The 26,021-nt window shown below is 69.2% G+C and carries 31 protein-coding genes and 1 riboswitch; of the genes, 16 read left to right on the top strand and 15 right to left on the bottom strand.

Annotated elements, in window-relative coordinates:
- Window positions 1-214 precede the first annotated feature (214 nt).
- Entirely contained in the window at window positions 215-781 is a 567-nt protein-coding gene (locus tag ACZ7M7_RS33710; RefSeq protein ID WP_472123597.1) for a murein hydrolase activator EnvC family protein, read from the bottom strand.
- Window positions 782-1,153: 372 nt separating this feature from the next.
- On the opposite strand from ACZ7M7_RS33710, the gene rpsB reads away from it, so the two are divergent.
- From rpsB to ACZ7M7_RS33685, 5 genes are all read left to right on the top strand, one after another.
- The gene (gene rpsB / locus ACZ7M7_RS33705; RefSeq protein WP_383607389.1) at window positions 1,154-2,077 is read left to right on the top strand and encodes a 30S ribosomal protein S2; all 924 of its coding nucleotides are present in this window, start codon (window positions 1,154-1,156) and stop codon (window positions 2,075-2,077) included.
- 183 nt (window positions 2,078-2,260) lie between these two features.
- Window positions 2,261-3,097, top strand: a complete 837-nt coding sequence (gene tsf / locus ACZ7M7_RS33700; RefSeq protein ID WP_365057781.1) for a translation elongation factor Ts — start codon at window positions 2,261-2,263, stop codon at window positions 3,095-3,097.
- Between the two features lie 195 nt (window positions 3,098-3,292).
- Window positions 3,293-4,051: a UMP kinase gene (pyrH, locus tag ACZ7M7_RS33695; protein ID WP_328422897.1), complete on the top strand. Its 759-nt coding sequence runs from the start codon at window positions 3,293-3,295 to the stop codon at window positions 4,049-4,051.
- Between the two features lie 168 nt (window positions 4,052-4,219).
- A complete protein-coding gene (gene frr, locus ACZ7M7_RS33690; RefSeq protein ID WP_062666818.1) occupies window positions 4,220-4,777 on the top strand; it encodes a ribosome recycling factor in 558 nt (185 codons plus the stop codon).
- On the top strand, window positions 4,777-5,943 hold the full coding sequence (locus ACZ7M7_RS33685; protein ID WP_383628500.1) for a phosphatidate cytidylyltransferase: 1,167 nt from the start codon (window positions 4,777-4,779) through the stop codon (window positions 5,941-5,943). Before frr ends, ACZ7M7_RS33685 begins: the two co-directional genes overlap by 1 nt.
- A gap of 235 nt (window positions 5,944-6,178) precedes the next feature.
- Here ACZ7M7_RS33685 and ACZ7M7_RS33680 read toward each other — a convergent pair whose 3' ends face one another.
- From ACZ7M7_RS33680 to ACZ7M7_RS33630, 11 genes are all read right to left on the bottom strand, one after another.
- Entirely contained in the window at window positions 6,179-7,414 is a 1,236-nt protein-coding gene (locus ACZ7M7_RS33680; protein WP_472123592.1) for a tyrosine-type recombinase/integrase, read from the bottom strand.
- Window positions 7,414-7,611 carry a helix-turn-helix transcriptional regulator gene (locus ACZ7M7_RS33675; RefSeq protein WP_472123589.1) on the bottom strand — a complete coding sequence of 66 codons (198 nt, stop codon included), beginning with the start codon at window positions 7,609-7,611 and terminating at the stop codon, window positions 7,414-7,416. Before ACZ7M7_RS33675 ends, ACZ7M7_RS33680 begins: the two co-directional genes overlap by 1 nt.
- A gap of 1 nt (window position 7,612) precedes the next feature.
- Window positions 7,613-8,989, bottom strand: a complete 1,377-nt coding sequence (gene repSA, locus ACZ7M7_RS33670; RefSeq protein ID WP_472123586.1) for a replication initiator protein RepSA — start codon at window positions 8,987-8,989, stop codon at window positions 7,613-7,615.
- Complete coding sequence (locus tag ACZ7M7_RS33665) at window positions 8,982-9,164, bottom strand: hypothetical protein (RefSeq protein ID WP_472123583.1); 183 nt, start codon at window positions 9,162-9,164, stop codon at window positions 8,982-8,984. Before ACZ7M7_RS33665 ends, repSA begins: the two co-directional genes overlap by 8 nt.
- Window positions 9,165-9,254: 90 nt before the next feature.
- On the bottom strand, window positions 9,255-9,575 hold the full coding sequence (locus ACZ7M7_RS33660) for a SpdD-like protein (RefSeq protein ID WP_472123581.1): 321 nt from the start codon (window positions 9,573-9,575) through the stop codon (window positions 9,255-9,257).
- Window positions 9,576-9,599: 24 nt separating this feature from the next.
- Window positions 9,600-9,755: a hypothetical protein gene (locus tag ACZ7M7_RS33655; protein ID WP_093746058.1), complete on the bottom strand. Its 156-nt coding sequence runs from the start codon at window positions 9,753-9,755 to the stop codon at window positions 9,600-9,602.
- A gap of 12 nt (window positions 9,756-9,767) precedes the next feature.
- A complete protein-coding gene (locus ACZ7M7_RS33650) occupies window positions 9,768-9,959 on the bottom strand; it encodes a mobile element transfer protein (protein WP_093746057.1) in 192 nt (63 codons plus the stop codon).
- A 5-nt stretch (window positions 9,960-9,964) separates the two neighbouring features.
- Complete coding sequence (locus tag ACZ7M7_RS33645) at window positions 9,965-10,147, bottom strand: hypothetical protein (protein WP_472123578.1); 183 nt, start codon at window positions 10,145-10,147, stop codon at window positions 9,965-9,967.
- A gap of 17 nt (window positions 10,148-10,164) precedes the next feature.
- A complete protein-coding gene (locus ACZ7M7_RS33640) occupies window positions 10,165-10,836 on the bottom strand; it encodes a DUF2637 domain-containing protein (RefSeq protein ID WP_472123575.1) in 672 nt (223 codons plus the stop codon).
- Between the two features lie 85 nt (window positions 10,837-10,921).
- Window positions 10,922-12,277, bottom strand: coding sequence for an FtsK/SpoIIIE domain-containing protein (locus ACZ7M7_RS33635; RefSeq protein WP_472123572.1), 1,356 nt, complete (start codon window positions 12,275-12,277; stop codon window positions 10,922-10,924).
- Between the two features lie 2 nt (window positions 12,278-12,279).
- A complete protein-coding gene (locus tag ACZ7M7_RS33630) occupies window positions 12,280-12,633 on the bottom strand; it encodes an SCO3933 family regulatory protein (RefSeq protein ID WP_472123570.1) in 354 nt (117 codons plus the stop codon).
- Window positions 12,634-12,783: 150 nt separating this feature from the next.
- Between ACZ7M7_RS33630 and ACZ7M7_RS33625 the strand changes: the two genes are divergently transcribed.
- The 11 genes from ACZ7M7_RS33625 to ACZ7M7_RS33575 all read left to right on the top strand — a co-directional run bounded on the left by ACZ7M7_RS33625 (window position 12,784) and on the right by ACZ7M7_RS33575 (window position 23,511).
- Complete coding sequence (locus tag ACZ7M7_RS33625) at window positions 12,784-13,155, top strand: winged helix-turn-helix domain-containing protein (protein ID WP_472123567.1); 372 nt, start codon at window positions 12,784-12,786, stop codon at window positions 13,153-13,155.
- Window positions 13,156-13,389: 234 nt separating this feature from the next.
- Entirely contained in the window at window positions 13,390-14,604 is a 1,215-nt protein-coding gene (locus ACZ7M7_RS33620; protein WP_472123564.1) for a helix-turn-helix domain-containing protein, read from the top strand.
- Window positions 14,605-14,622: 18 nt separating this feature from the next.
- Window positions 14,623-15,108 (top strand): NUDIX domain-containing protein, encoded by a 486-nt coding sequence (locus ACZ7M7_RS33615; RefSeq protein ID WP_472123561.1) that lies wholly within the window; start codon window positions 14,623-14,625, stop codon window positions 15,106-15,108.
- 16 nt (window positions 15,109-15,124) lie between these two features.
- Window positions 15,125-15,559, top strand: a complete 435-nt coding sequence (locus ACZ7M7_RS33610) for an NUDIX hydrolase (RefSeq protein WP_472123558.1) — start codon at window positions 15,125-15,127, stop codon at window positions 15,557-15,559.
- A gap of 729 nt (window positions 15,560-16,288) precedes the next feature.
- Complete coding sequence (locus ACZ7M7_RS33605; RefSeq protein WP_472123555.1) at window positions 16,289-16,621, top strand: PadR family transcriptional regulator; 333 nt, start codon at window positions 16,289-16,291, stop codon at window positions 16,619-16,621.
- 85 nt (window positions 16,622-16,706) lie between these two features.
- The gene (locus ACZ7M7_RS33600; RefSeq protein WP_472123552.1) at window positions 16,707-17,231 is read left to right on the top strand and encodes a hypothetical protein; all 525 of its coding nucleotides are present in this window, start codon (window positions 16,707-16,709) and stop codon (window positions 17,229-17,231) included.
- A 303-nt stretch (window positions 17,232-17,534) separates the two neighbouring features.
- Window positions 17,535-18,641, top strand: coding sequence for a dual-specificity RNA methyltransferase RlmN (rlmN, locus tag ACZ7M7_RS33595; protein WP_472123549.1), 1,107 nt, complete (start codon window positions 17,535-17,537; stop codon window positions 18,639-18,641).
- A gap of 45 nt (window positions 18,642-18,686) precedes the next feature.
- A riboswitch (TPP riboswitch) is annotated at window positions 18,687-18,792 on the top strand.
- A gap of 79 nt (window positions 18,793-18,871) precedes the next feature.
- A complete protein-coding gene (locus ACZ7M7_RS33590) occupies window positions 18,872-19,975 on the top strand; it encodes a thiamine ABC transporter substrate-binding protein (RefSeq protein WP_383628473.1) in 1,104 nt (367 codons plus the stop codon).
- A gap of 92 nt (window positions 19,976-20,067) precedes the next feature.
- Window positions 20,068-21,669, top strand: a complete 1,602-nt coding sequence (locus tag ACZ7M7_RS33585; protein ID WP_472123870.1) for an ABC transporter permease — start codon at window positions 20,068-20,070, stop codon at window positions 21,667-21,669.
- Window positions 21,670-22,689, top strand: coding sequence for an ABC transporter ATP-binding protein (locus tag ACZ7M7_RS33580; RefSeq protein WP_472123546.1), 1,020 nt, complete (start codon window positions 21,670-21,672; stop codon window positions 22,687-22,689).
- 24 nt (window positions 22,690-22,713) lie between these two features.
- Window positions 22,714-23,511 carry a maleylpyruvate isomerase family mycothiol-dependent enzyme gene (locus ACZ7M7_RS33575; protein ID WP_472123543.1) on the top strand — a complete coding sequence of 266 codons (798 nt, stop codon included), beginning with the start codon at window positions 22,714-22,716 and terminating at the stop codon, window positions 23,509-23,511.
- Between the two features lie 93 nt (window positions 23,512-23,604).
- On the opposite strand, the gene ACZ7M7_RS33570 is transcribed toward ACZ7M7_RS33575, so the two are convergent.
- The 3 genes from ACZ7M7_RS33570 to ACZ7M7_RS33560 form a co-directional block, all read right to left on the bottom strand.
- Window positions 23,605-24,261: an LAETG motif-containing sortase-dependent surface protein gene (locus ACZ7M7_RS33570; protein WP_472123540.1), complete on the bottom strand. Its 657-nt coding sequence runs from the start codon at window positions 24,259-24,261 to the stop codon at window positions 23,605-23,607.
- A 177-nt stretch (window positions 24,262-24,438) separates the two neighbouring features.
- Complete coding sequence (locus tag ACZ7M7_RS33565) at window positions 24,439-25,563, bottom strand: LOG family protein (protein ID WP_383628467.1); 1,125 nt, start codon at window positions 25,561-25,563, stop codon at window positions 24,439-24,441.
- Between the two features lie 37 nt (window positions 25,564-25,600).
- Window positions 25,601-26,020 carry a VOC family protein gene (locus ACZ7M7_RS33560; RefSeq protein ID WP_383628466.1) on the bottom strand — a complete coding sequence of 140 codons (420 nt, stop codon included), beginning with the start codon at window positions 26,018-26,020 and terminating at the stop codon, window positions 25,601-25,603.
- Between the last annotated feature and the right edge of the window lies 1 nt (window position 26,021).

Raw genomic sequence — 26,021 nt, 5'->3', positions numbered from 1 at the left:
CGCCGCAGTCGGTCGAGATCAGCCTCATCGGCGCGAGTGCCCGCAGCTACCCGAGTCTCCGCGCTGGGCGACGTTCGGGCGCCGGCGCCTGGGCGGAACGAGCGTCCGCGGTCGGGCGGCTGGTGCGGCGGTGCTGTGTGTGGCCGGGGCGCGTCGGACGGTTCCGGGGCCGGGTCGGCTGCGAACGACGAGTCGACTACGGCGAACGGGTCGACTACGAGGGCAGCGGCACCCCCAACACCGGCAGCAACCTCGACGGCCCCCTGCGCAGCAGCCCTGGTGGCAGGAGTGACAGCGGGTCCAGGTAGGCGTCACCCCTGCGTAGGCCCCAGTGCACGCACGTTCCCGTGCAGTGTGAGCCCGTCGCCTCCACCGTCCCCACGACGTCCCCGGCTGCCACCTCGGCGCCCTTCTTCAGCACCGCCCGCACCGGCTCGTACGTCGTCCGGAGTGGCGGATCCCCGGTCCCCGCCAGCTCCACCGATACGACCCCCTTGCCCGCCACCCGGCCCGCGAAGGAGACTCGCCCGGCCGCCACCGCCCGTACCGGTGTCCCGGCCGGGGTGCCGAGGTCCACGCCCCGGTGGCCGCGCCCGTACCGTGTCGCCGGGGGTTCCCAGGCGCGCAGGATCGGCGGAGGTGACCCCACGGGCCATGCTCGGCCGACCGTCGGCACTGTGGGGTCCGGGGCCGACGCCGCGCCGGCGCTCGTGGCGGTCGGCGTCAGTCGTGGCACCGGGGACAGCAGGACGGTCGCGGTCAGGAGCACCAGCACCACCATCCGCCCGTATGTCCTAACCGTCCTAACCGTCCTGGCCGTCTTGGCCTTCATCGGGGCCTTCGTGGCCCTTGCCGCCCTCGCACATCGCTTCGCTCGCATGCGAGAACCGTCCCTCACCCCCGCCGATCTCGGCCGGGATCTGTGGATAACTCCCGGGTTGTGGACAGGGGCGTCACCCGGTACCCCGCGGGTCCCGTACACTTCTTCTGGCGATCCGGGTCACCGGGTCGACTTCGCACGCCCCGATACGACAACCGGAGACGGTCCGTATCAGCGCCTCTCGGTCCTTTGTGGCACGGCGCATGTGGGCGTCAGGCGCGGAAGCCGTCCGGCATCCGCGGCACAACCGAGAACATTCAAGGAGATACGGCCATGGCCGTCGTCACGATGCGGGAGCTGCTGGAAAGCGGCGTCCACTTCGGTCACCAGACCCGTCGTTGGAACCCGAAGATGAAGCGCTTCATCTTCACGGAGCGCAACGGCATCTACATCATCGACCTGCTCCAGTCGCTGTCGTACATCGACCGCGCCTACGAGTTCGTCAAGGAGACCGTCGCCCACGGCGGCACGGTCATGTTCGTCGGCACGAAGAAGCAGGCGCAGGAGGCCATCGCCGAGCAGGCCACCCGCGTCGGCATGCCCTACGTCAACCAGCGCTGGCTGGGCGGCATGCTCACCAACTTCTCGACCGTCTACAAGCGCCTGCAGCGCCTGAAGGAGCTCGAGCAGATCGACTTCGAGGACGTGGCCGCCTCCGGCCTCACCAAGAAGGAGCTGCTGGTTCTCTCCCGCGAGAAGGCCAAGCTGGAGAAGACCCTCGGTGGTATCCGCGAGATGCAGAAGGTGCCCAGCGCCGTCTGGATCGTGGACACCAAGAAGGAGCACATCGCCGTTGGTGAGGCCCGGAAGCTCAACATTCCGGTCGTCGCGATCCTCGACACCAACTGCGACCCCGACGAGGTCGACTACAAGATCCCGGGCAACGACGACGCGATCCGCTCCGTCACCCTGCTCACCCGCGTGATCGCCGACGCCGTCGCCGAGGGCCTCATCGCCCGCTCCGGCGTCGCCACCGGCGACAAGGGCGAGAAGGCCGCGGGCGAGCCGCTCGCCGAGTGGGAGCGCGACCTGCTCGAGGGCGAGAAGAAGGCCGACGAGGCTCCGGCCGCTGCTGAGGCTCCGGCCGCTGAGGCCCCCGCCGCCGAGGCGCCCGCTGCCGAGGCCCCGGCCGCTGAGGCTCCGGCTGCCGACGCCCCCGCCACCGAGGCTCCGGCCGCCGAGGGCGAGCAGGCCTGACACCGTCAGCGTCAGGGTTGACGGCGGGAGCGGTACTGCACCCCATAGCGCCTCCGGCGCGGTGAAGTCCGCTCCCGCCGTTCACCTGTAGGTCGACGAAAGGTCAGCGGTCCCCGGCTACATGGGGGCCGCAGACCCCGTAGATCTTCGATCTTCCAGACTTCGAGAAAGATTCACAGACTCATGGCGAACTACACCGCCGCTGACGTCAAGAAGCTCCGTGAGCTCACCGGCGCCGGCATGATGGACTGCAAGAAGGCGCTGGACGAGGCCGAGGGCAACGTCGAGAAGGCCGTCGAGGCGCTCCGCATCAAGGGCCAGAAGGGCGTCGCCAAGCGCGAGGGCCGCTCCGCCGAGAACGGCGCCGTGGTCTCGATCATCGCCGACGACAACTCCTCCGGTGTCCTCGTCGAGCTGAAGTGCGAGACGGACTTCGTCGCCAAGGGTGACAAGTTCCAGGCCGTCGCCACCGCGATCGCCGAGCACGTCGCGAAGACCTCCCCGGCCGACATCGAGGCCCTGCTCGCCTCCGAGATCGAGGCCGGCAAGACCGTCCAGGCGTTCGTGGACGAGGCCAACGCCAACCTGGGCGAGAAGATCGTCCTGGACCGCTTCGCGCAGTACGGCGACGGCTTCGTGCTCGCGTACATGCACCGCACGATGCCCGACCTGCCCCCGCAGATCGGTGTCCTCGTCGAGCTGGACAAGCCGAACGCCGAGATCGCCAAGGGCATCGCCCAGCACATCGCCGCCTTCGCGCCGAAGTACCTCGCCAAGGAGGACGTGCCGGCCGAGGTCGTCGAGTCGGAGCGTCGCGTCGCCGAGGAGACCACCCGCGCCGAGGGCAAGCCCGAGGCCGCCCTGCCGAAGATCGTCGAGGGTCGCCTCAACGGCTTCTTCAAGGACGCCACGCTGCTCGGTCAGCCGTACGCGCTCGACAACAAGAAGTCCGTCCAGAAGGTTCTGGACGAGGCCGGTGTCACCCTGAAGCGCTTCACGCGCATCAAGGTCGGCATCTGAGTCCGTACCGCGATCGGCGCCCGACCCCGATAGGGTCGAGGGCAGTCGTCCGCGGACGCCGTCACCACGCACGCGCGCGTGACGGACGACAGCAGATCTGACGAGGAGGCCATTGCCGCGCATGGGATGCGAAACACACCCCAACCGGCAATGGCCTTCTTCGTATGTGCACCACGTAACAAAGGCGGGATCTCGATGACCACCAAGGCCCAGAAGAGCGACGACGGCAAAGTACGCGGCCGGTACCTGCTGAAGCTGTCCGGAGAGGCCTTCTCCGGCGGCGGGGGCCTCGGCGTCGACCCGGACGTGGTGCACAAGATCGCCCGCGAGATCGCGGCCGTCGTGCGCGACGGCGCGCAGGTCGCGGTCGTCATCGGCGGCGGCAACTTCTTCCGCGGCGCCGAACTCCAGCAGCGCGGCATGGACCGGGCCCGCTCCGACTACATGGGCATGCTCGGCACCGTGATGAACTGCCTCGCCCTCCAGGACTTCCTGGAGAAGGAGGGCATCGACAGCCGGGTCCAGACCGCCATCACCATGGGCCAGGTCGCCGAGCCGTACATCCCGCTGCGCGCCGTACGGCACCTGGAGAAGGGCCGCGTGGTCATCTTCGGCGCCGGTATGGGCATGCCGTACTTCTCCACCGACACCACCGCCGCGCAGCGCGCCCTGGAGATCGACGCCGAGGCGCTGCTGATGGGCAAGAACGGCGTGGACGGGGTCTACGACTCCGACCCGAAGACCAACCCGGACGCCGTCAAGTTCGACTCCCTCGGCTACGGCGAGGTCATCACCCGCGACCTCAAGGTCGCCGACGCGACCGCCGTCACGCTGTGCCGCGACAACAAGCTCCCGATCCTCGTCTTCGAGCTTCTGGCGGAGGGCAATATCGCGCGCGCCGTCAAGGGTGAGAAGATCGGCACGCTTGTGGGTGAGCAGGGCGGCCGGGGCTGACGCTCCGACAACAAGCCCGTCCGGGGGACGGACGGGACGGACCCTGACCGGGGGATGGACAATGTCCTGCCGGTCGGGAACCGTGCAGGAAGAAGACGCGACGCAGCCGGCCACCGCCTCACCGAGGAACCGCAGCCGGGCCTTACTCAAGACACGCAGGAGCAAGTGGTGATCGAAGAGACCCTCCTCGAGGCCGAGGAGAAGATGGAGAAGGCCGTCGTGGTCGCCAAGGAGGACTTCGCCGCGATCCGCACCGGCCGTGCGCACCCGGCGATGTTCAACAAGATCGTGGCCGACTACTACGGTGCGCCGACGCCGATCAACCAGCTGGCTTCGTTCTCCGTGCCGGAGCCGCGCATGGCGGTCGTGACCCCGTTCGACAAGAGCGCGCTGCGCAACATCGAGCAGGCGATCCGCGACTCGGACCTCGGCGTCAACCCGAGCAACGACGGCAACATCATCCGAGTGGTGTTCCCCGAGCTCACCGAGGAGCGCCGCCGCGACTACATCAAGGTCGCCAAGGGCAAGGGCGAGGACGCCAAGGTGTCCATCCGCTCCGTCCGCCGCAAGGCCAAGGACGCCATCGACAAGCTGATCAAGGACGGCGAGATCGGCGAGGACGAGGGCCGCCGCGCGGAGAAGGAGCTCGACGACACCACGCACAAGTACGTCGCTCAGGTGGACGAGCTCCTCAAGCACAAGGAAGCCGAGCTGCTCGAGGTCTGATGAACGACTCTTCCTGGGGGGCGCCGCCACAAGCCGGGCAGGCCGGGCAGGCCGGGTACTGGGGGACCGCCGCGCGTGGACCTGTCCAAGGGGCTGCCCCGGCGGGTCCCGCGTACGATGCGCCTGAGGCGCAGCAGACTCGCCCCATGCCCATCGTGCCCGACGTACCCGCGTATGGCGGAGACCAGGATGACGATCGGGGGGCCGCTCGGCTGAGCGGCCCCTTGTTCCGCGAACAGCCGCCCCGAGCGCGGCCGTACGACACGTCGCAGGCGCGGCCCTCCGAGGCGGCGCAGCAGAATCCGGAGCCCATGCACGACTCCCCGCAGCCGGCGCCCCCGCCGCAGAAGAAGAGCGCGGGGCGCGACCTGGGTGCGGCCATAGGGGTCGCTGTCGGGCTCGGCGTGGTGATCGTCGCTTCGCTGTTCGTCGTCAAGGCCGTGTTCGTCGGTGTGGTCGCCGTCGCTGTGGTCGTGGGCCTGTGGGAACTGACCAAGCGGCTCGAGGAGCGCAAGGGCATCAAGGCGCCCCTCGTCCCGCTCGCGGTCGGCGGTGCGGCCATGGTGGTCGCCGGGTACGCCCGGGGTGCCGAAGGCGCCTGGACGGCGATGGCGCTGACCTCGCTGGCCGTGCTGGTCTGGCGGATGACGGAGCCGCCGGAGGGCTATCTCAAGGACGTCACCGCGGGCGTCTTCGCGGCGTTCTACGTGCCGTTCCTGGCGACGTTCGTCGCGATGATGCTGACCGCCGACGACGGGCCCTGGCGGGTCCTGACGTTCCTGCTCCTGACGGTCGTCAGCGACACCGGCGCATACGCCGTCGGCTGGCGCTTCGGCACGCACAAGCTCGCGCCGCGCATCAGCCCCGGCAAGACCCGCGAGGGCCTGCTCGGCGCGGTGAGCTTCGCGATGGTGGCGGGCGCGCTGTGCATGCAGTTCCTCATCGACGACGGCACCTGGTGGCAGGGCCTGCTCCTGGGCCTCGCGGTCGCGGCCACCGCCACGCTGGGTGACCTCGGCGAGTCGATGATCAAGCGGGACCTGGGCATCAAGGACATGGGCACGCTGCTGCCGGGTCACGGCGGGATCATGGACCGACTGGACTCGCTGCTGCCCACGGCGCCGGTGGTGTGGCTGCTGATGGTGCTGTTCGTGGGCTCGGGCTGAGGGTCCATACATGCTTGACCAAAGGGCCCCTGCTCGGTCGGAGCAGGGGCCCTTTGGCGCAGGCAGAGGCTGCCCTGTCGACGGTGGGGCGGGCTACGCCGGTGGATCTGCGACACTGGGGGAGTTATGCCTGCACCCGGAGAACTGATGTGCTCTGGGCGTGAAGAAGCCCCCTACCAGCGATGTTGTCGCCAGTAGGGGGCTGTCTTGTGCCCGGTGGGCCGTCCCTGGGCCGTCAGGGCTCCTGGGCCGTGCCGAAGACACCATCCAGGGCGCGGCGGGCACGCTTGCTGCTGCTGGGCATCAGGTGGGCGTATACGCGCAGCGTCATCGCCGGATCGGAGTGCCCGAGGTATTCGCTCACGGCCTTGATGCTCTCGCCCGCGTCCAGGAGGACCGAGGCGTAGAAGTGGCGAAGGGCGTGCATCCCGTGTTGCCGAGCGGAGGCGTACGGCTCGCCGGGTTCCGGCGTCGGGATGAGACCGGCCGCCGCGAGGGCGCGCTTCCACTCGTGGACGTTGAAGTTGCTTCGCCAGACGATCCCGTCAGCCGTGTTGGTGAAGATCAGGTGCCGCTCGGTCAGCGGGCCGTCTGGCCTGATCCACGGCAGCTTGATTGCCACGGGAGGGTGGCTCTTTATGTGCCGCCGCAGGGCCGAGGCCACCGAGGACGGCAGCGGTACGTCCCGCTCCTTGTTGCCCTTGGGCGGAGCGAAGACCGCGACGCCCCGGACCAGCTTGACCTGAGTGGTGACGCGAAGAGTGTCACCGTCGAGCTGGGCGGTGTCCTCGGCCAAACCGATGATCTCGCCCTGGCGGAGACCGCATCCGCTGCCGACGTCGACCATGGCTCGGTAGCGCTCAGGCAGGGCGTCACGGACCGCCCGCACCTGGGACGGGAGCCAGGGCGCGACTCGGGCGGTGGAGACGGCGGGTGGGCGGACCGATGCAGCCGAGCATGGGTTCCGGGCAAGGTGGCCGTCATCCACGGCGGCCGACAACACCGCGCGGACGTTGGCGTAGATGTTGCGGGCGTAGGTGCCGCCTATCGAGTCGTTCTCCAGGTCGCGAACGAACTCGCGGATGTGGACCGGACGGAAGGACCCGAGCGGACGCGCCCCGATACGAGGGAAGGCGTGCAGCCGAAGACGGGTTTCCGCTCCGATGCGTGTGTTCAGGTCGGTCGTCTGCCCGGCGAGCCAGCGTTCCGCGTACTGCTGGAAGGTGGTCCGGGCGGCCCTGGGGTCGACGTACTGGCCGCGGGACATGTCGGCAGCCGTCTCGGCCAGCCACTCTTCCGCCCGGCGCTTCTGGCGGTCCGGGAAGGATCGGCTCTTCTCCGTGCCGTCCGGCCCGACGTACCGGGCCCGGTAGCGGAGGCCGTTGCCGTAGCGGTCGGTCTTGACCTTCACAGGATTGCCGTCCGGACCTGACTCGGTCTTGTACCAGCGGTCTTGGATGTGCCCGGCCATTAGGCAGCCTCCCCGATCTGGGAGTCGACCCAGGCGCGTACGTCGTGGGGGTCGAAGCGCAGGTGCCGGCCGACGCGGAAGCCGCGGGGGCCGGTGCGCTTGCGGCGCCACTGGTAGACCGTTTCGACGCTGGGCAGTTCGAACATGTCCACCAGGTCGTCAGGGGTCAGGAAGCGGCTCGGCAGCTCGGTGGTCATGTCACCACTCCCTTTCGTCGGCGGACTGGTCGCGTAGGGCTTCGCGGGCGGTTTCGCGGTTGTGTTGGAGGTCGCGGGCGATGGTGGCGGCGAGGGCGGATTCGCCGGGGGTGTGGCCGTGTCCGGCGTACTGCCAGTCGGCGAGGACGAGGACGGTGTCCGGCTCGACGTCGTCCAGGCCGAGGGCTTCGCGTTCCTGTGCGGCGCGGAAGTCGGCGCGGGCCTGGCGGAGTTCGCCGAGGGTGGTGGAGTAGCGGCGGGACTTTGAGCTGAAGTGGCCGCGGAAGCCGAGCATGTGGGCCCAGGCCCAGAGGCGGCGGTCGGGGTAGAGCGGGTCGAGCAGCTTGCAGGCTTCGATGAGGCGGCGGGTGTGGTCGGGGACTTGGTGGCGGTCGAGTTCGGATAGTTCGCCGATGCGGCGATCGAGGGTGCCGGTGTTCTCGGCGGCCTTGGTGGCGTACTTGGCGACGTAGGACGCCACGGCCTGTTCGGTGATGTCGGAGCCGTCACCGAACGCTTTGACCGGGCGGACGTCGAGCTGTGTGCCCCAGCGGAAGGTGCGGGCGGGCTGGTCTGAAACGGCGGGCACCGAGACTGAGGTGTACGAGTGCACGGCGGCGGCCCGGATGGAGTCCGCGAGCAGTTCGACCGTTGCCCAGGCCGGGGGAGCCGTCTCAGGTCCCTCGGGGCCGTCGAGCCGGATCACCGCGTGGAAGTGCAGGGCACCGCGCCTCTGGAACTCCGCCACCTTGCCGTACGAAATGCGTGCGTGGTCGGGGAGTTCGCGGCGGGAGAGTCCGGCGCGGGCGGCGATCTCGCGGCGTAGGCGGGTGGTGAAGCGTTGCCAGAGGTTGCCTGCGTGGTTGTTGAAGAGGACGGCGCCTGCGTAGTCGTAGGTGGTGGGGTCTAGGGCGGTGCCGAGTGCGGGGTCGTCGGTGGGGTGGTGGGTGCCGCAGCGGCAGGTGCCGTGGTCGGGGCGGTTGTGGACGGGGCCGAAGGAGGGGGCGGTGAGGGTGGCGAAGACGCGGGGGTGGTCGCGGACGGTGGTGGGGATGTCGCGGTGGTCGTCTCCGGCGAGGCCTGCGCGGATGAGGTGGTAGGTGTCTCCGGCGTAGGTGAAGGCGCAGGAGGGGCAGCGGGAGGCGCGGCGGTTGCCGCAGGCGAGGCGGAGGCGTCCGCCGGGCTCGTTGTCGGTGGAGTAGTGGTTGAGGGTCTCGCCGGTGGTCTTGTCTTTGGTGAGGGTCCAGCCGGTGAGGTGGATGGGGTCGGCGCATCCTCCGGTGCGGCGGATCTGTTCGTGCCAGCGGTCGTAGTCGTCGGCCGAGGCCACCCTCAGCAGGTCGCCGAGGGTGGCCGGGTCGAGCAGTTGGTCAGGCACGGGCGCCCTCCTGCGTGGGGAGGGGGCGGGTTCCGGTGCCGTGGCAGGCCGGGCAGTGGGCGGTGATGGTCCGCAGGTGGCCGTGCCGGTCGCGGCCGCCGAGGGTGATGGCGGCGGAGGCGTGTCCGTCGCAGTCGGGGCAGATGCGGGGTGGCGGTGTGGTGCGGTGCGTCATGCTGGGGGTTCCTTCCGGGCCTTCGGGTTCGGAATGGGGCAGGGCTCCCGGGCGGCGGAGACTTGGCGGTTGAGGCCGCCCGGGGGCCGGTCAGCGCTGTTTGGCCTCGGTGTTGATGAGCGAGCGGATGACCAGGGCGCAGATGGCGACCGATGCGCCGGTGATGGCGACCGCGAGGAGCATCGAGACCAGGACGGCGCCGACGACCAGGACCACGGCCGTGCCACCGCCGACCAGGGCGACGACGGCGCCCGGGGTGAGCTGGACGGTGGTCCGGGCAGCCGCCGGGGCGGGGGTGACCGGGGCCGGGGCGGTGTCCTGGTGCGGGATGACGGCGGTCGGCTCGACGACGGCGGGTGGGGTGACCAGGCCGGTCGGCTGAGGCATGGTCGGGACATTGGGGCGGATCATGGTGGGTCTCCTTTCGCGGGCGGGTTACTTGATGGCGGTGTCGATGACCGGGGCGAGGAGGCTGTCGGCGATGAGGTAGCCGCCGAGGAGGAGCACCAGGACCAGCCAGAGCGGCGGGCGGATGAGCTTGATGCCGAGGTAGCCGACGGCGGCGAGGGCGAACCAGAGGGGGACGTCCATGGCCATGGCCTCCTAGCGGACGGTGCAGCGGTGGGTGCGGGCGGCGAGTTGGGCGGCACTCTGGCTGGAGTAGTCGGCGGACCAGCCGCAGCGGTCGTTGGTGCACACGGCGGCGTGCTGGGTGCGGCCGTTGCGGTCGCGGTGGGTGCCGATCTGCACGGGGCCGATCCGCATGACGGAGTGGAAGTAGTCGCGGGCAGGCATGTCGGTCAGTCCTTCCGGGTGGGAGCGGGGAAACTGGCGCGGATACCGGCGGCGGTGGCCGGGTCGGTTGTGCGCTGTGCGGCTTCCTCGGCGAGGAGGTGGGCCAGGTAGGGGCGTCCGGCGGCGTGCATCTCTCGTGCGCCGTCGAGGTAGTCGGCGCTCGTCAGGTCGGCGGGGTTGCTGGTCATCCGTGGCTTCCTGCCAATCAGGCGAGTTGGGCGGCGATGGCGTGGGCGAGCTGGGGCGGGACGCCGAGGCGGGTGCGCAGGGTGTCGGTGTCGATCGGCGAGCCGGTGCGGGCCTGGTGGTCCTCGGCGACCTTGCGGGCGTGGTCGACCAGCGCTGTCGGGACCGGTGGAGCCGGGACAGCAGGAGCAGCCGGGACGGGTTCGGCGGCCGGAAGCTCGGGGGTTTCCTCGGCCTCGGTCACTGCGGGCGGCTTGGCTTCCGGCTCAGGTGAACCGGCCGATTCGGTGTCGGGCGCAGCAGCCGGCACTTCCGGTGCCGGGTGGTCGGTGGGGGAGTGGGCAAGGAGGGTGCCGCCCATGAAGGCCAGGGCGGGCCAGGCGGCGACCAGGATCCGCAGCCAGGCCGGGACTTGCTGGAGGTCGAGGAGTCCGGCGGTGGCGACGTTGGCGCCGAGGGAGGCCACCAGCGCGATCACGAACCAGCACCAGGCCAGCCGGGACGGCCCGTTCGAGCGCAGCCGCCGCCAGGAAGCGACCAGGAGCAGATCAACCGAGACCGGGTAGGCCCACGCCTTCCAGCCGTCCTGTCCGGCAGCGGCGGCCAGGTCGTGTAGGTGGGCGAAGGAGAGAGCTCCGGCGATGACGGCTTGGACGAGTACGGCGTCGACACGGAGGGCGGTACGGGCCATAACGGCTCCCTTCCGGTGATGAGCCATGGCAGGGGTAGGGACCTGGCGCGAAGCGGTCGCGCCGACCGGTGGAGCAGGGGGAGGGTCAGGCGGTGGAGGGGGCTGTCTTGGACAGCGGCGCCCAGGCCGGGAGCGGCGGGGCAACCGCGGGGCGGAAGGCCGCCAGGGCGGGCAGATCCGGGACGCGGTGCGCGTGCTTGTTGCAGATGTTCACGGCCTCGCGCAGCGAGGTGTGCGGGGCGCGGATGCGGGCCCAGCCTCCGGAGGAGTCCCCGGCGATGGCGACGCCGCGCATGTCGGTGGGGATCTGGACGGCCGCCAGTACGGCATCAGGGGAGATGTCCCCGAAGGCCATGTTGGCGGAGGTCTCGTCGTTGACGCGGTGGGCGGTACGGCCGGTGAGCTGGGAGCGGAGCATGGTGATGCTCTTGCCGAGTTCGGCGCCGAAGCGCTGCCCGCAGATCTCCAGGTAGATGCCGGCGGCGCGGCCGAGCTGGGCGAGGCGGACCAGGGCGGTGATGATGCGGTCCCGGCGCTTCTCCTCGTCCTTGGTGGCGAAGAGGGCGAGTTCGGCGACCTCGTCGACCAGGACCACGACCGGGACCGGGCGCAGGTCGGTGGGCAGGTCCCAGATGTCGGCGGCGATCTCCGCATCCGGTATCGCGACACTGATGCGCTGCTGGGCGCGGATGAGCTGGTAGACCTCCGCCATGTGGGAGACGAGGGCTTCCAGGAGGTCGAGGGCGGTGTCCGGGTTGTCGGCGAGCGCGGAGAACCGGCGGGCCAGCGGGAAGAGTTCCACTCCCTGCTTGCAGTCGATGCCCACCAGCGCGACATCCATCGGAGCCAACCCGGCGACCAGGTTGCGCTGATAGACGGACTTCCCCGACTCCGTGGCCCCCAGGGTCAGCCCGTGCGGAACCGCCCGGTAGTCGCGGTAGTGGACAGCACCGTCCTCCCGCAGGGCGACCGGCACCCGCATGGGACCGCCGTCGGTCCTGGCGGGTATCTGCACCCGCTTGAGGACGTCATAGCCCGTCATGCGCAACTCGACGACGCCTGAGCGCAGTTCACGTGAGGTGACGCCGTACAGGTTGAAGGAGTGGCGCAGCCGGTCCGAGGCCGCCGCGACGTCGAAGGCATCCTGCCCGGGACGCAGGCCCAGCCGCAGGACCAGACCGGTGCGGGTCGGGCGGATCCGCAGGATGCGCGGCGGACGGGACTCGGGGACGGGTCGGTTGGTGACCCGGGCCAGGGCCAGGCGCCAGCGGGAGGGCGGCACGGTGAGGCCGCAGGCATCCATGACCGAGGCGTAGCGGACCAGGACCCGCAGCGTGGCGAGGGTGACCCCGAAGGTCAGCCAGTACCAGGCGGGGCGCCGCCACCGCAGGAACACTGCGGCAGCGACGACCAGCACCAGAGCGACCATGAACCACGTCATGATCAGGCAGCCTCAGCCTGCGAAGCCGTACCCGCGAGCGAGGTCACGGCCACCGCGCGGAAGGCGATTCCGTGCCGCTTCTGACCGTTGAACTCGTTCTCCCACGCCGAGGCGACCAGGCCGGTCAGCGCGACCGGGGTACCCATGGTCAGCTCCTCGGAGACGCCCGGCTGCGGGACGGTGAGCTTGAGGATCTCGACCTCATCCGGCGTGGAGAACATGACCTCCACGGTCATCAGCGTGACGCCGTCCTTGTCGAGGGCGATCTCCCCGGTACGGCGGTCCTTGACCTTGGGCTGCGGGGCCTTGGCGACCATCACGGTCGCGTTGGTGGTGTCGACGGGAATCTGACGCATGGTGCACTCCAAGAGTCGATGCACTTGACGTACTTAGTACGTCATCTTGAGTTAGAGGATGAACCTGTACTACTTGGTGTGTCAAGTGATTGTCTCGACGGCTGTCCGAGCAATGTGCTGCACTGGGTACGACAACCCATGAGAGGGGCTATGGCCGACTTCACCGCCGGGCGCGCCGCGTACCTGCAGATCGCTGACGAGTTCAAGCGCCGGATCCGCGACGGAGAGCTAGCACCGGGGGAGAAGCTGCCGTCTGAGGCTGAGTTGATGGCGCAGCACTCCGTGTCTCGAACCGTCGCCCGGCAGGCGATCTCGCGGCTCCGCGAAGACGGCTACGCGATCTCTCACCAGGGCAAAGGCAGCTTCGCAGCACTGCCGGGGGAAGGCGGCCCCAGCAAGCGCAGCCCTGAGTTCGAGCAGATCACGGAGTACCTGTCGGAGGTTCGTCGGGACGTACGCCGTCTTGCGGAGCGGATGGACCAGTTGGAGGACTTGGTTCGGAAGCAGGCGCAAGGGCGATGACCAGGACTTCGGCTCGGCGTGCGACCTCTGCCAGCTCATCGCCAAGTCCCCTTATCTGCTGGATCAGTTCTCGTCGCTCTGCCGGGCTCAGCATGATCACGGCCCTTTCGTCGCCCTCTCGATCTGACAGCCCCTCGGCCTGTCTTCAACGCTAGGACCGGACCGACTCACCACCCCGGAAAAACTCTCCGGGGCCGTACTGAGAGACGGGTGGACGCTCTTCCCATGCGAGGAATGACGACGAACCTGACGATCGGTGAGCGAGTCGCTTGGTACCGCCGCAGGCGCGGCATGCCCCAGGAGGTGTTGGCGGGGCTCGTCGGCCGTACGGTCGACTGGCTGAGCAAGGCCGAGAACAACCGCCTTGAGCTGGACCGCCTCTCGGTCATCAAGTCCCTGGCGGACGCGCTTGACGTGTCTCTCGGAGACCTGCTCGCCGAACCAACCCTCATGGACTGGACCCAGGACAGCGGCACGCGCACGGTGCCGGCGCTTCGGTCGGCGCTGATGAACTACCGCCAACTCACACCGCTGTTGGGGCTCCCAACAGAGGGCGAGCCCACGCAGCTGGAGGAACTCCGAAGCAACGTCGCCGAGGTGATGGACGCCTACCAGGCTTCCCGCTATGGCTTTGCGACCCGTCGCCTGCCGCTGCTGCTTACGGATGCACTCATTGCTGCGCAGGCGTACGAGGGCACCGATCGCGAACAGGCCAACGAGCTGTTGGCACTGACCTATCAGAGCGCCGCCATGGTGCTCGGCAAGGTGGGCGAGGTCGACCTCGCATGGATTGCAGCCGATCGCGGTTTGGGCGCGGCACAGCAATCCGGCAACCCGGCGGTGACCGGATCGCTCTTCCGATCCGTGGCTCATTGCCTTCTCACGACCGGCCGCTTCGACGCTGCCGTACAGCTGGTAGGCGACGCAGCCGACTACCTTCGACCCGGGCTCACCGGCGCCAGCCCTGATTTCCTGTCGATCTACGGAACGCTGTTTCTCGCTGGCTCGATGGCAGGGGCACGAGCAGACGACCGCTCGACCGTGCGCGAGTTCCTCGCCGAGGCTGACCAGGCGGCCCGCCAGCTCGGGCGGGATGCGAACCACATGTGGACGGCCTTCGGCCCGACCAATGTCGACATCCACCGTGTGGCCAGCGCGGCCGAGCTGGGCGACATGCAAGTCGCTATTGACCTTGGCCCGCAGATCGATACCAGTAGCCTCCCGACAGAGCGGCGGACGCGACACAACATCGAGGTCGCTCGCGCTCTCAGTGCGCACAACCGCATCGACGACGCACTGGCAATGATCCTTGAGGCCGAGTCTTGGGCTCCAGAACAGGTGCGTAGCCACTATCTGGCGCGAGAGCTGGTCCTTACGTGGGTTCGGAACCACAGGGGACGCCCGAGCCAGGAGATGGCTGGGCTGGCGGATCGGCTGCATGTGGTCTAGGTAGGTACGCTCGGCTGCATGGCAGCGAACGAGCACGAAGCGAAGATGGCGCATCCGCGTATGGCCGCGGGTGCGCTCTTCTTTGATGAAGACGGGCGCGTCCTCATGGTGGAGCCCACGTACAAGGACTACTGGGACATCCCTGGTGGGTACGTCGAGACCGGCGAATCGCCGCTGCAAGCTGCCAGCCGTGAGGTGCGCGAAGAGCTGGCGATCGCGCCCGTGCTCGGCCGCCTTCTGGCCGTCGACTGGGCGCCCAACGGCGCGGAGGGCGACAAAGTGCTGTACCTGTTCGACGGCGGTGAGCTCACGCCGGAGACGGTGGAGGGCATCGACCTCCAGGCCGACGAGCTGAAGGCCATCAGGTTCGTTCCCCCGAACGAGATCGCAGACCGCACTATCCCGCGACTGGCCCGCCGGATCCTCGCGGCGATCGAAGCCCGAGCCGAGAGCGCACCGGTCTACCTTGAGCACGGCCAAGCGCCGGGCGAAGTAGCCGCGTAGAGCGGGAGTGCGGGGAGTGCCAGAGAGCCCCAGACACTCGGTCTCTGTCGCAGGGATCACTGTTCGCGGCGACGGCAGGATTCTCGCTATCCGCAGGGCGGACAACGGCACCTGGGAGCCACCCGGCGGCGTACTAGAACTCCATGAGGACCCACAGACGGGTGTCGTACGCGAGGTCCTCGAAGAGACCGGTATCAAGGTCGACGTCCGCCAACTCACCGGCGTCTACAAGAACATGACCTTGGGCGTCGTGGCCTTGGTCTTCCGTTGCGAGCCATCGGCCGGCACCGAGCGCACATCCGATGAGTCCTCCGCCGTCGAGTGGCTCACACCCGACGAAGTCCACGAGCTCATGTCGGAGGTCTTCGCGGTCAGAGTCTTGGATGCCTTGGACGGCAACGGCCCCCATGTACGGAGCCACAACGGCATACGCCTCATCCCAGCGGGATAGAACTTTCCCTACTTCATCAAGAGCCCGCGCACGGCGCGGGCGCGCGCCGCCTCTGCGGCGCGGCCTGCCTCTTGTCTGCGCCCCGGCTGGCCGCGCCAGGCGGCGCGCTCGGCGGCTGCGGGCATGAAGTGGGAGACACCCTCTGTGGCTGGGGCGGTCGGCTCCACGGCTTTAGGCAGCCACTTTGGGGCGAGCCTCTAAGATCATGGCCCCAACGTCGTGCTTTAACGGGCAGGTCCACAGACTGCCCGACTCGCCGGAAGCTTAAGGGGCCATGATCACTCGCCCCAAAGCAGCTCCAGCCCAAAGCCGCTCCACCGACCGCGTGTGACATCTGCGAGGGCACGGAAGCCGCAGGCATGGCACCGGCTCGGTCTCCTGTGTAGCCCGATGCGCGCGTAGCCGCCGACCGCACGCTCGCTGGTCTGTAGAACCAGCTCCGTATCAGGGTGACAGTGGGTGCGCGCCGGAGCCTGTCGTCGTAGGGCCTCAGGGAGAACGGCGTGGTCACCGCCTGACGCCCGAGGCTGCTTGCAACTCTACATAGCCCTATGTAGAGTCTCTATCAGCGAGAGGCCCCGCTTGGCGGCGGGGCCTCGTACAGACACTCGCCAGAGCGAGCCCCCTACTCACTTGGCCGTGGCAGGGGGGCTCCAAATGACCAAGGAAGAAGATCATCATGTGCCCCGACGTGTTCGAGCTCAGTGACGTGGATCGAGGTGAGACCGCATGCCGATCCGCGTGACCACGACCGTTGCCAAGACGCTCGCCGCGTTCCTTCGCGACCCGGATGCCCCCCAGTACGGCATGGCCCTGATGGGCCAGACAGGTCTCGCGAGCGGAACCCTCTACCCGATCCTGATCCGCCTGCAAAAGGAGGGATGGCTCGAGGTGTCGGAGGAGGACATCGACCCGGCCGCGGAGGGACGGCCTCGCAGGAAGAACTACCTGCTCACGCAGACGGGCCGTACCGCTGCCCGTCAGGCCCTGGCCGAGTTGTACGAAGTTGCTCGGGTCTCCACGCGATCTACCGGGCGGGCCAAGCCCGCAAAGCAAACCTAATCACGAGAGGCACACCGAGGTGAGCGGAATCAATCGCGCAGCCACCCTCCTTGGGGAATCCGAGCACGGCCTTACCGTGCTCGGGGTGACCCAGGCCGAATGGGTCGCGGCGTTCATCGCAGCGATGATCGTCCCTCCGATCCTGGGCTGGCTCACCATGTTCAGGCAGAAGGCGACGCAGCAGTTTCCCTACCTTCTGTTGCACGTCGCCAGGTTCCGGGTCCCTCGCGACCAACGGGACTACCTGTACTCCGAGGTCTGGGTGCCTGATCTTCTTGCACACCTCGACGACCACAGGAAGAGCAAGCTCGTCCGCTACTGGAAGGGCATGACGTTCGCCTTGTCGCTGGCGCTCTACGGAGCGCGGGCCTCGGCGAACGCCATGTGCCCGCATCCGTGGACCTGGCTGTTCTACTACCACGGTCGGCTGTACGACTTCGCCTTCGTCGGTTCTGTGCTCCTGGAAGGAGTAATCGGGCTCATCGCCGCTTGGCTCGACCTCGCGTGGCCCTGGATCGTGTGTCTCTCGGTGGCCCAGGTTGTCGGCGTGATCTTCTGCACGCGCTGGCGACGCAAGGTAGGGAGGGACCGCTACGGTCTCGACGTCTGACGCGTAGAAGCACAAACCGGCGAAGCCGCTCACTTATGTGAGCGGCTTCGTTGTCGCCCAGAGCCTGCGGCTTGTAGCGGACAGTTTTGGACCGCCCGGCGGTCTCCTACTCGGAGCACACCACCAGTAGCCGAGGGGCAGTCGGGCAGTTAACCAGCGCGGATGCCTACAAGCGCACGGAGAGCCGGGCCGTCTCTGGGCCGTCCGACGCCGCTCGGTGGTGACCGGAGGCGACCACTAACGAAGGTCGTAGCTACCGACAGCCCCAGGTCACCCAAGTGGATCTGCGACACTGGGGGAGTTATGCCTGCACCCGGAGAACTCACTTTCGTCGCCCCCCGCGGAGCCAAGAAGCCGCCGCGGCACCTTGCCGACCTCACGCCTGCTGAGCGCAAGGACGTCGTCGCTGCGATCGGCGAGAAGCCGTTTCGTGCCAAGCAACTGTCGCAGCACTACTTCGCGCGGTACGCGCACGAGCCGGAGCAGTGGACCGACATCCCGGCCGGGTCGCGGGCCAGGCTGCGGGAGGAGCTGTTCCCGGAGCTGATGACGGTCGTACGGCATCTGTCGACCGACGAGGGCACCACGCGCAAGACGCTGTGGCGGCTGTTCGACGGGACGCTCGTCGAGTCGGTGCTGATGCGGTATCCGGACCGGGTGACCATGTGCATCAGTTCCCAGGCGGGATGCGGGATGAACTGCCCGTTCTGTGCCACGGGGCAGGCGGGGCTGGACCGGAATCTGTCGACCGCCGAGATCGTGCACCAGATCGTGGACGGGATGCGGGCGCTCCGGGACGGGGACGTGCCCGGCGGGCCCGCCCGGCTGTCCAACATCGTCTTCATGGGGATGGGCGAGCCGCTCGCCAACTACAACCGGGTCGTGGGCTCCATTCGGCGGCTGACCGATCCGGAGCCGGACGGGCTCGGGCTGTCCCAGCGCGGGATCACCGTCTCGACCGTCGGCCTCGTCCCGGCCATCCACCGGTTCGCCGACGAAGGCTTCAAGTGCCGGCTCGCGATCTCGCTGCATGCGCCCGACGACGAGCTGCGCGACACCCTCGTCCCCGTGAACACGCGGTGGAAGGTGCGTGAGGTGCTCGACGCCGGGTTCGAGTACTCCGCCAAGTCGGGCCGTCGGCTGTCCATCGAGTACGCGCTCATCCGGGACATCAACGACCAGGCCTGGCGAGGTGACCGGCTCGGGCGGCTGCTCAAGGGCAAGCCGGTGCATGTGAACCTGATCCCGCTGAACCCGACTCCGGGCTCCAAGTGGACCGCGTCCCGCCCCGAGGACGAGAAGGCGTTCGTGGAGGCCATCGCCGCCCATGGTGTGCCGGTGACGATTCGGGACACCCGCGGTCAGGAGATCGACGGGGCGTGTGGGCAGCTCGCCGCGACCGAACGGTAGTCTGAGCGCCGTAGGTACATTTTCATATGGCGTAAATACATCTTCATATTCCGACAGGGGAGCGCCACAGCGCTGAGAGTGCGGCATCGGCCGCAGACCCTCCGAACCTGGCCCAGGTCATTCTGGGTAGGGAGATCGGTCACCACTCGAGCTGTTGCGCCCTGCCCGGAGCCTTCCCAAGGGTTCCGGGCAGGGCCGCGTCTCTTCCTGGTCACCCCCAGGAGGAATTAGTGAGCATCACCAAGAAGTCCACGGTGAAGACCATGGCCCTGGCCGTCGGGCTGGGCCTCGTCGCGCTGCCCGCGCTGTCCGCGTGCGGGTCGTCCGATGCCGGCAGCGGCGACGACGGCGGATCCAAGACCGTCACGCTCGTCAGCCACGACTCGTGGGCCGTCTCGAAGAGCGTCCTCGCCGCCTTCGAGAAGCAGTCCGGCTACAAGGTGAGGGTCCTGGAGGACGGCGACGCCGGGCAGGCCGTCAACAAGGCCATCCTCACCAAGGACAACCCGCAGGGCGACGTCTTCTTCGGCGTCGACAACACCCTGCTCTCGAGGGCGCTCGACAACGGGCTGTTCCAGTCGTACGAGCCGAAGGGCTCGGACAAGATCAAGGCCGAGTACCTGGCCGACCAGGACAAGCACCGGGTCACCCCGATCGACACCGGCGACATCTGCGTCAACTACGACAAGGCGTACTTCAGCAAGCACAAGCTGAACCCGCCCACCTCCTTCGACGACCTGATCAAGCCCGAGTACAAGAACCTCCTCGTCACCGAGAACGCCTCCGCCTCCTCGCCCGGCCTCGGCTTCCTCCTCGGCACCGCCGCCAAGTACGGCGACGACGGCTGGCAGGACTACTGGAAGAAGCTGAAGGCCAACGGCGTGAAGGTCGTCGACGGCTGGGAGCAGGCCTACAACGAGGAGTTCTCGGGTTCCGCCGGCGGCAAGAAGGCCAAGGCCGACCGGCCGCTCGTCGTGTCGTACGCCTCCTCACCGCCCGCCGAGGTGATCTACGCCGACCCGAAGCCGACGACGGCCCCCACGGGGGTCGCCCAGGGCACCTGCTTCCGCCAGGTCGAGTACGCCGGCCTGCTCAGCAACGCCCGGAACGCCGAGGGCGGCAAGGCGCTGCTCGACTTCATGCTGACCAAGACGTTCCAGGACGACATGCCGCTGAACATGTTCGTCTACCCGGTGCGCGAGGCCGCCCAGGTCCCGCCGGAGTTCGTGAAGTACGGACCGCAGGCCAAGGACCCCGAGACCCTGGACCCGGCGAAGATCGCTGACAACCGTGACGACTGGGTCAAGTCGTGGACCTCGCTCGTACTGAAGTAGCCCCCCACGAGGGCACCCCCCGCAAGGGCACCCCCCGCAAGGGCACCTTCCGCAGGGGACGCGCGCGGAGCGCGGCGGTGCGGTTCGGCCTCATCGCCGTGCCCGTCGCGTTCTTCGCGGTCTTCTTCGCCCTTCCCGTCGCCGCGATCGTCGCGCGCGGCCTGAAGGTCGACGGGGTCTGGCAGTTCGGGCGCCTCCTGGACGTGCTCGGACAGTCCGACATCCGGCACGTCCTGTGGTTCACCACCTGGCAGGCGCTCGCCTCCACCGCGCTGACCCTGCTGATCGCGCTGCCGGGCGCCTACGTCTTCGCCCGCCTCGACTTCCCCGGCAAGCAGATCCTGCGAGCCGTGGTGACCGTCCCGTTCGTGCTGCCGACGGTCGTCGTCGGTACGGCCTTCCTCGCGCTGGTCGGCCGTGGCGGACTCCTCGACGAGCTGTGGGGCGTACGGCTCGACACCACCGTGTGGGCCATCCTGCTCGCGCACGTCTTCTTCAACTACGCCGTCGTCGTACGGACGGTCGGCGGGCTCTGGTCGCAGCTCGACCCGGGGCAGGAGGAGGCCGCGCGGATGCTGGGCGCGTCACGTCTCACCGCCTGGCGGACCGTCACCCTCCCGGCGCTCGGGCCCGCCGTGGCCGCCGCCGCGCTGATGGTCTTCCTGTTCACCTTCACCTCCTTCGGTGTGGTGCAGATCCTCGGCGGCCCGACCTTCTCGACGCTCGAAGTCGAGATCTACCGGCAGACGTCGGAGATTTTCGACCTGTCCACGGCGGCCGTCCTGACGATCGTCCAGTTCCTCGCCGTCGGCGCGATCCTCGCCGTGCACGCCTGGACGGTACGGCGGCGGGAGAGCGCCCTGCGCCTGGTGGACGCGTCGGTGACCGCGCGGCGGCCGCGCGGGGTAGGGCAGTGGTCGCTGCTGGCCGGTGTCCTGGTCGTCATCGCCGTACTCCTGGTGCTCCCGCTGGCCGTGCTGGTGCAGCGGTCGCTGGACGCGCCCGACTTCGGCTACTACCGGGCGCTGACCAGTGCCGACGGCGGTGTCTTCCTCGTCCCGCCCATCGAGGCGATCGGTAATTCGCTGCAGTACGCCGTCGTCGCCACCGCCATCGCCGTGCTGATCGGCGGTCTCGCCGCGGCCGCGCTGACCCGACGGGACGCCGGCCGGTTCGTACGGGGCTTCGACGCGCTGCTGATGCTGCCGCTCGGGGTGTCCGCGGTGACGGTCGGCTTCGGGTTCCTGATCGCCCTGGACGAGCCGCCGCTGGACCTCAGAAGTACGTGGATCCTGGTCCCGCTCGCGCAGGCGCTGGTCGGCGTGCCCTTCGTCGTGCGGACCATGCTGCCCGTGCTGCGCGCCGTGGACCAGCGACTGCGCGAGGCGGCTTCGGTGCTGGGGGCGTCGCCGTGGCGGGTCTGGCGTGAGGTGGATCTGCCGATGGTGCGGCGGGCGCTGCTGATCGCGGCCGGGTTCGCCTTCGCGGTGTCGCTGGGCGAGTTCGGGGCGACCGTGTTCATCGCACGGCCCGACAACCCGACGCTGCCGGTGGCCGTGGCGAGGCTGCTCGGGCGGGCCGGTGAACTCAACTACGGGCAGGCGATGGCCCTTTCGACGATTCTGATGATCGTGTGCGCGGTGGCGCTGCTGGTGCTGGAGCGGCTGCGCACCGACCGGACCGGGGAGTTCTAGATGCTGCTGAGCCTTGCGGACGCGACGGTACGGTTCGGCGGGCGTGCCGTGCTGGATGCGGTCGGCCTCGACGTCGCCGAGCACGAGATCGTGTGCGTGCTGGGGCCGAGCGGCAGCGGCAAGTCGACGTTGCTGCGGGTGGTGGCCGGGCTCCAGCCGCTGGACGAGGGCCGGGTGTTGCTCGACGGGCGGGACCAGGAGGGGGTGCCCGCGCACAAGCGGGAGGTCGGGCTGATGTTCCAGGACCATCAGCTCTTCCCGCAGCGGGACGTCGGCGGCAATGTGGCCTTCGGGGCGCGGATGCACGGCGCCTCGAAGGCCGAACAGGCCGATCGGGTACGGGAGTTGCTCGATCTGGTCGGACTGCCGGGAGCCGCCCGCCGCGCCGTCGCCTCCCTGTCCGGCGGTGAGCAGCAGCGGGTGGCGCTGGCCCGTGCGCTCGCGCCGCGGCCGCGGTTGCTGATGCTGGACGAGCCGCTGGGTCAGCTCGACCGCTCGCTGCGGGAGCGGCTCGTGGTCGAACTCCGGGAGCTGTTCGGCCGGTTGGGCACCACCGTGCTGGCCGTGACGCACGACCAGGGCGAGGCCTTCGCGCTCGCCGACCGGGTCGTGGTGATGCGGGACGGGCGGATCGCCCAGACCGGTACGCCGCTCGAGGTGTGGCAGCGTCCGGCGGACGAGTTCGTGGCGCGCTTCCTCGGGTTCGAGAACGTGGTCGAGGGCACGGTCGCGGGCGAGGCCGCGGACACCCCCTGGGGCAAGCTGCCCGTGGGCGAGGACGCCCCGCAGGGCACCCGGACGCTGCTCGTACGGCCGGCCGGAGTGCGGCTGGTGGCCCCGGACTCGGGGCTGCGCTGCACGGTCACGGCGCGCACGTTCAAGGGCACGCACGTCGCCGTGCACCTCCAGCCGGAGGACGCGCCGCGCCTGGAGGCGGCGTGTGCGCTGCGGGAGGCGCCCGAGGTCGGGGACGCCGTCGGCGTGGAGTTCGACGCGGCGGAAATTGTGCTGCTGGGCTGATCACCCCGCACATAGGGTGCGGGCATGACGTCACTCCCGCACGATCGTCACTGCGACGAAATCGCCCACCAGATCGGCCTGTTGAGGGCCGTCGTGACTTCGGGCGCCGACCTGACGGCCACGGTGCCGACCTGCCCGGACTGGTCGCTGGAACAGCTCGTCCGGCACACGGGCGGCGCGCTGCGCTGGGTGGAGCTGACCGTGCGGACGCGGGCCGAGGAGGAGATCCCGGAGGAGCAGGTGCCGGGCATCGCGGGTCCCGAGGGCGAGGGTGACGCCGCCGCGCTCGACGCCTGGCTCGCGGAGACCGGCGAGATGATCGTCGGCACGCTGCGGGAGGCCGGTCCCGACGCCAAGGTGTGGGGCTGGGCCGGCGTGCTGAACGCCGGATTCTGGGCCCGGCGTATGACCCACGAGATCACGATCCACCGCGCGGACGCGACACTCGCCGCCGGCCTGCCCTACGAGGTGGCGCCCGACATCGCCGCCGACGCGATCGACGAGTGGCTGGAGATCGTCGAATGGGCGCAGCGGACGCAGCCGGACGACCCGGCGCGGGAGCTGTGCCGGCCCGGGAGCAGCATCCATCTGCACGCCACGGACAGTACCGCCGAGCTGAACGCCGAATGGCTTGTCGACCTCGACCAGGAAGTCGTCGCCTGGCGGCGCGGCCACGAGAAGGCGACCGTCGCGCTCCGCGGCCCGCTCACCGCCGTACTGCTCGCCTTCTACCGCCGGCTGCCGCTGGACAGCCCCGAGTTGGAGGTCCTCGGCGAGCGGGAGCTGCTGGAGTTCTGGCTGGAGCGGGCGACGTTCGGCTGACAGACGTGGGGCGTGGCAGTCCTGTGGAGCAGGCGTGTGGCCCGCCCCCCGGGGGAAGGGGACGGGCCGCAGCGGAGTTGCTCTACGGGCGCGTCAGCGGTCGCTGCTCGTCCCGCGGCGCCGCAGTCCGAAGAAGACCGCGCCGCCACCGAGGGCGACCAGGCCGACCGCGATGCCGGCGATCAGGCCGGTGTTGGAGTTCGCACCGGTCTCGGCGAGGTTGGAGTCATCGGTCGCCGGGGACGGGGCGCTGCTCGCCGTGGCCGCGGGAGCGGTGCTCTCGCTCTCCGAGGGCGCCGGGGCCGGCGTCTCCTCGGCCGGGGTCGAGGCGGAGTCGGACGGGGTCGGGGTGTCCGACGGAGCCGGCGGCTCCTCCTCTTCCTTCTTGCAGGCCGTCGACGGGGTCGTCAGGTTCGGCTTGATGTCCTCGTCGACGTAGCCCGCGGCCTTGACGTGGACGCGGTACTCGGCGTCCGGCTTCCAGTTCTCGGCGAAGGTGATGGTGACACCCTCGCGGGAGCCCTTGACCACCTGCTCGCCGACCTTCTTCAGGTCTGCGCCGTTGTTCTGCAGGTAGACGCTGACGGTCGCGGGGATGCCGCTGGGGTCCACGTCGGTGACCGTGATGACGCCCTTTTTGCCGTCGCACTTGGCTTCGGCTGAGAATTCACTGATGTTGCAGGCGAGGGCGGTGCCCGCGAAGCCGAGCGCGAGGGCGGCGGAGGCGGACGCAACACCAAGAGCGCGCACGGAGCGCGCAACAGTACGGCGGTTTATGGACACGTTTGTCCTTACGAGTTGCACCACTGAGGGGGGTTGAACGAGGCGGCGATGCGACATCACCGTCCCCAGGAGTCTCACAGGTTTATAAGCGTGGCATAAGCAGTGTCAACGCGTACGCCCCCCACGCACGTTGCCTTTGCCCTCTTATTGCCCGCTGAGGCGTTTCAGCGCCTGCGGAGCCTGCTCGATCCGGTCGACCAGGGCGATACGGGACTCCATCGACCGATCCCGGGCGAGGGCCTGCAACAGCGGCCAGGTCGGCAACTGCTCCGTCCAGTGCGCCCTGTTCACGAGCACCATCGGGGTGGGCTCGCCGCGCGACTCGTAGTAGTTGGGCGTCGCATTGTCGAAGATCTCCTGCACGGTGCCGGCGGCGCCCGGCAGGAAGACGACGCCCGCGTTCGAGCGGGCCAGGAGGCCGTCCTCGCGGGTGGCGTTGGCGAAGTACTTCGCGATGTGGGAGGCGAAGGGGTTCGGCGGCTCGTGGCCGTAGAACCAGGTCGGGATGCCGACGGAGCGGCCGCCCTGCGGCCAGCGGGCGCGCACCTCGAAGGCGGCCGTCGCCCAGTCGGTGATCGAGGGCGTGAACAGGGGCGCCTTCGCCAGGAGTCGGAGGGCGTCGCCGAGCATCTCGTCGTCGTGCGGGGCGGCGTACGCGCCCAGGTTCGCCGCTTCCATCGCGCCCGGGCCGCCGCCGGTGGCGACCGTGAAGCCGGCGCGGGCGAGTTCCCGGCCGAGCCGCGCGGCCCCCTCGTACGCCTCCGTGCCGCGCCGCATCGCGTGGCCGCCCATGACGCCCACCACCCGGGTGCCGGACAGGAGTTCGTCGAGCGCGTCCGATATGGAGTCGTCGTGGATCGCGCGGAGCATGGAGGCGTGGATGTCGCGGTCCGCCTTGGTCCGCTGGAACCAGGCGTACGCGTGGGCGTCGGGTGTGTTCTCGTAGCCGTCCGCCAGCGACGCGAAGAGATCGTCGGGCGAGTAGACCAGACCCCGGTACGGGTCGAAGGGCAGGTCGGGGACCGGCGGGAAGACCAGGGCGCCGTCCGTGCGGATCTTCGCGGCCGCGTCCTCGCGCATCGGGCAGCCGAGGAAGACGGCGCCCGCCGTGTCCGTGGTGAGCAACTCGCGCGTACGGTCCGTCAGGTCGACGGCCTGGACACGGAATCCGGCCAGGGAGCCGCGCGCCGAGACGGTCGCGTCGAACTCCTCCAGCGTCTCTATCTCACGGTCGTTGTGGTGGGCCGCATGGGCGGGCATCGTCTGCACCCGCCCATGCTAGGCACCGGGCAACGGACGGCGGGGATCAGCCCTCGATGGCCGACGGGTCCATCCACACAACCTCCCAGGTGTGGCCGTCGAGGTCGTCGAAGGCGCGGCCGTACATGAAGCCGTGGTCCTGGGTCTCGCCGGTGACGGAGCCGCCCGCGGCGACCGCCTTCTCGACCAGCTCGTCGACCTTCTCGCGGCTCTCCGAGCTCAGCGCGATCAGCACCTCGCTCGTCTTCGTCGCGTCCGCGATCTGCTTCTTCGTGAACTGGGCGTACTTCTCGTGGGTGTGCACCATCGCGACGATGGTCTCGCTGATCACGACCGACGCGGTGGTGTCGTCGCTGAACTGCTCGTTGATCGCGAAGCCGAGCTCGGTGAAGAACTTCTTCGAGGCGCCGAGGTCGTTCACGGGCAGGTTCAGGAAGATCATCTGCTGGTAGGCGGGGGCGGTCATC

The organism is Streptomyces sp. NPDC111606 (assembly GCF_055656945.1).
Note: the sequence above shows the minus strand (reverse complement) of the source record. Positions and strands in the feature narration are given on the sequence as shown.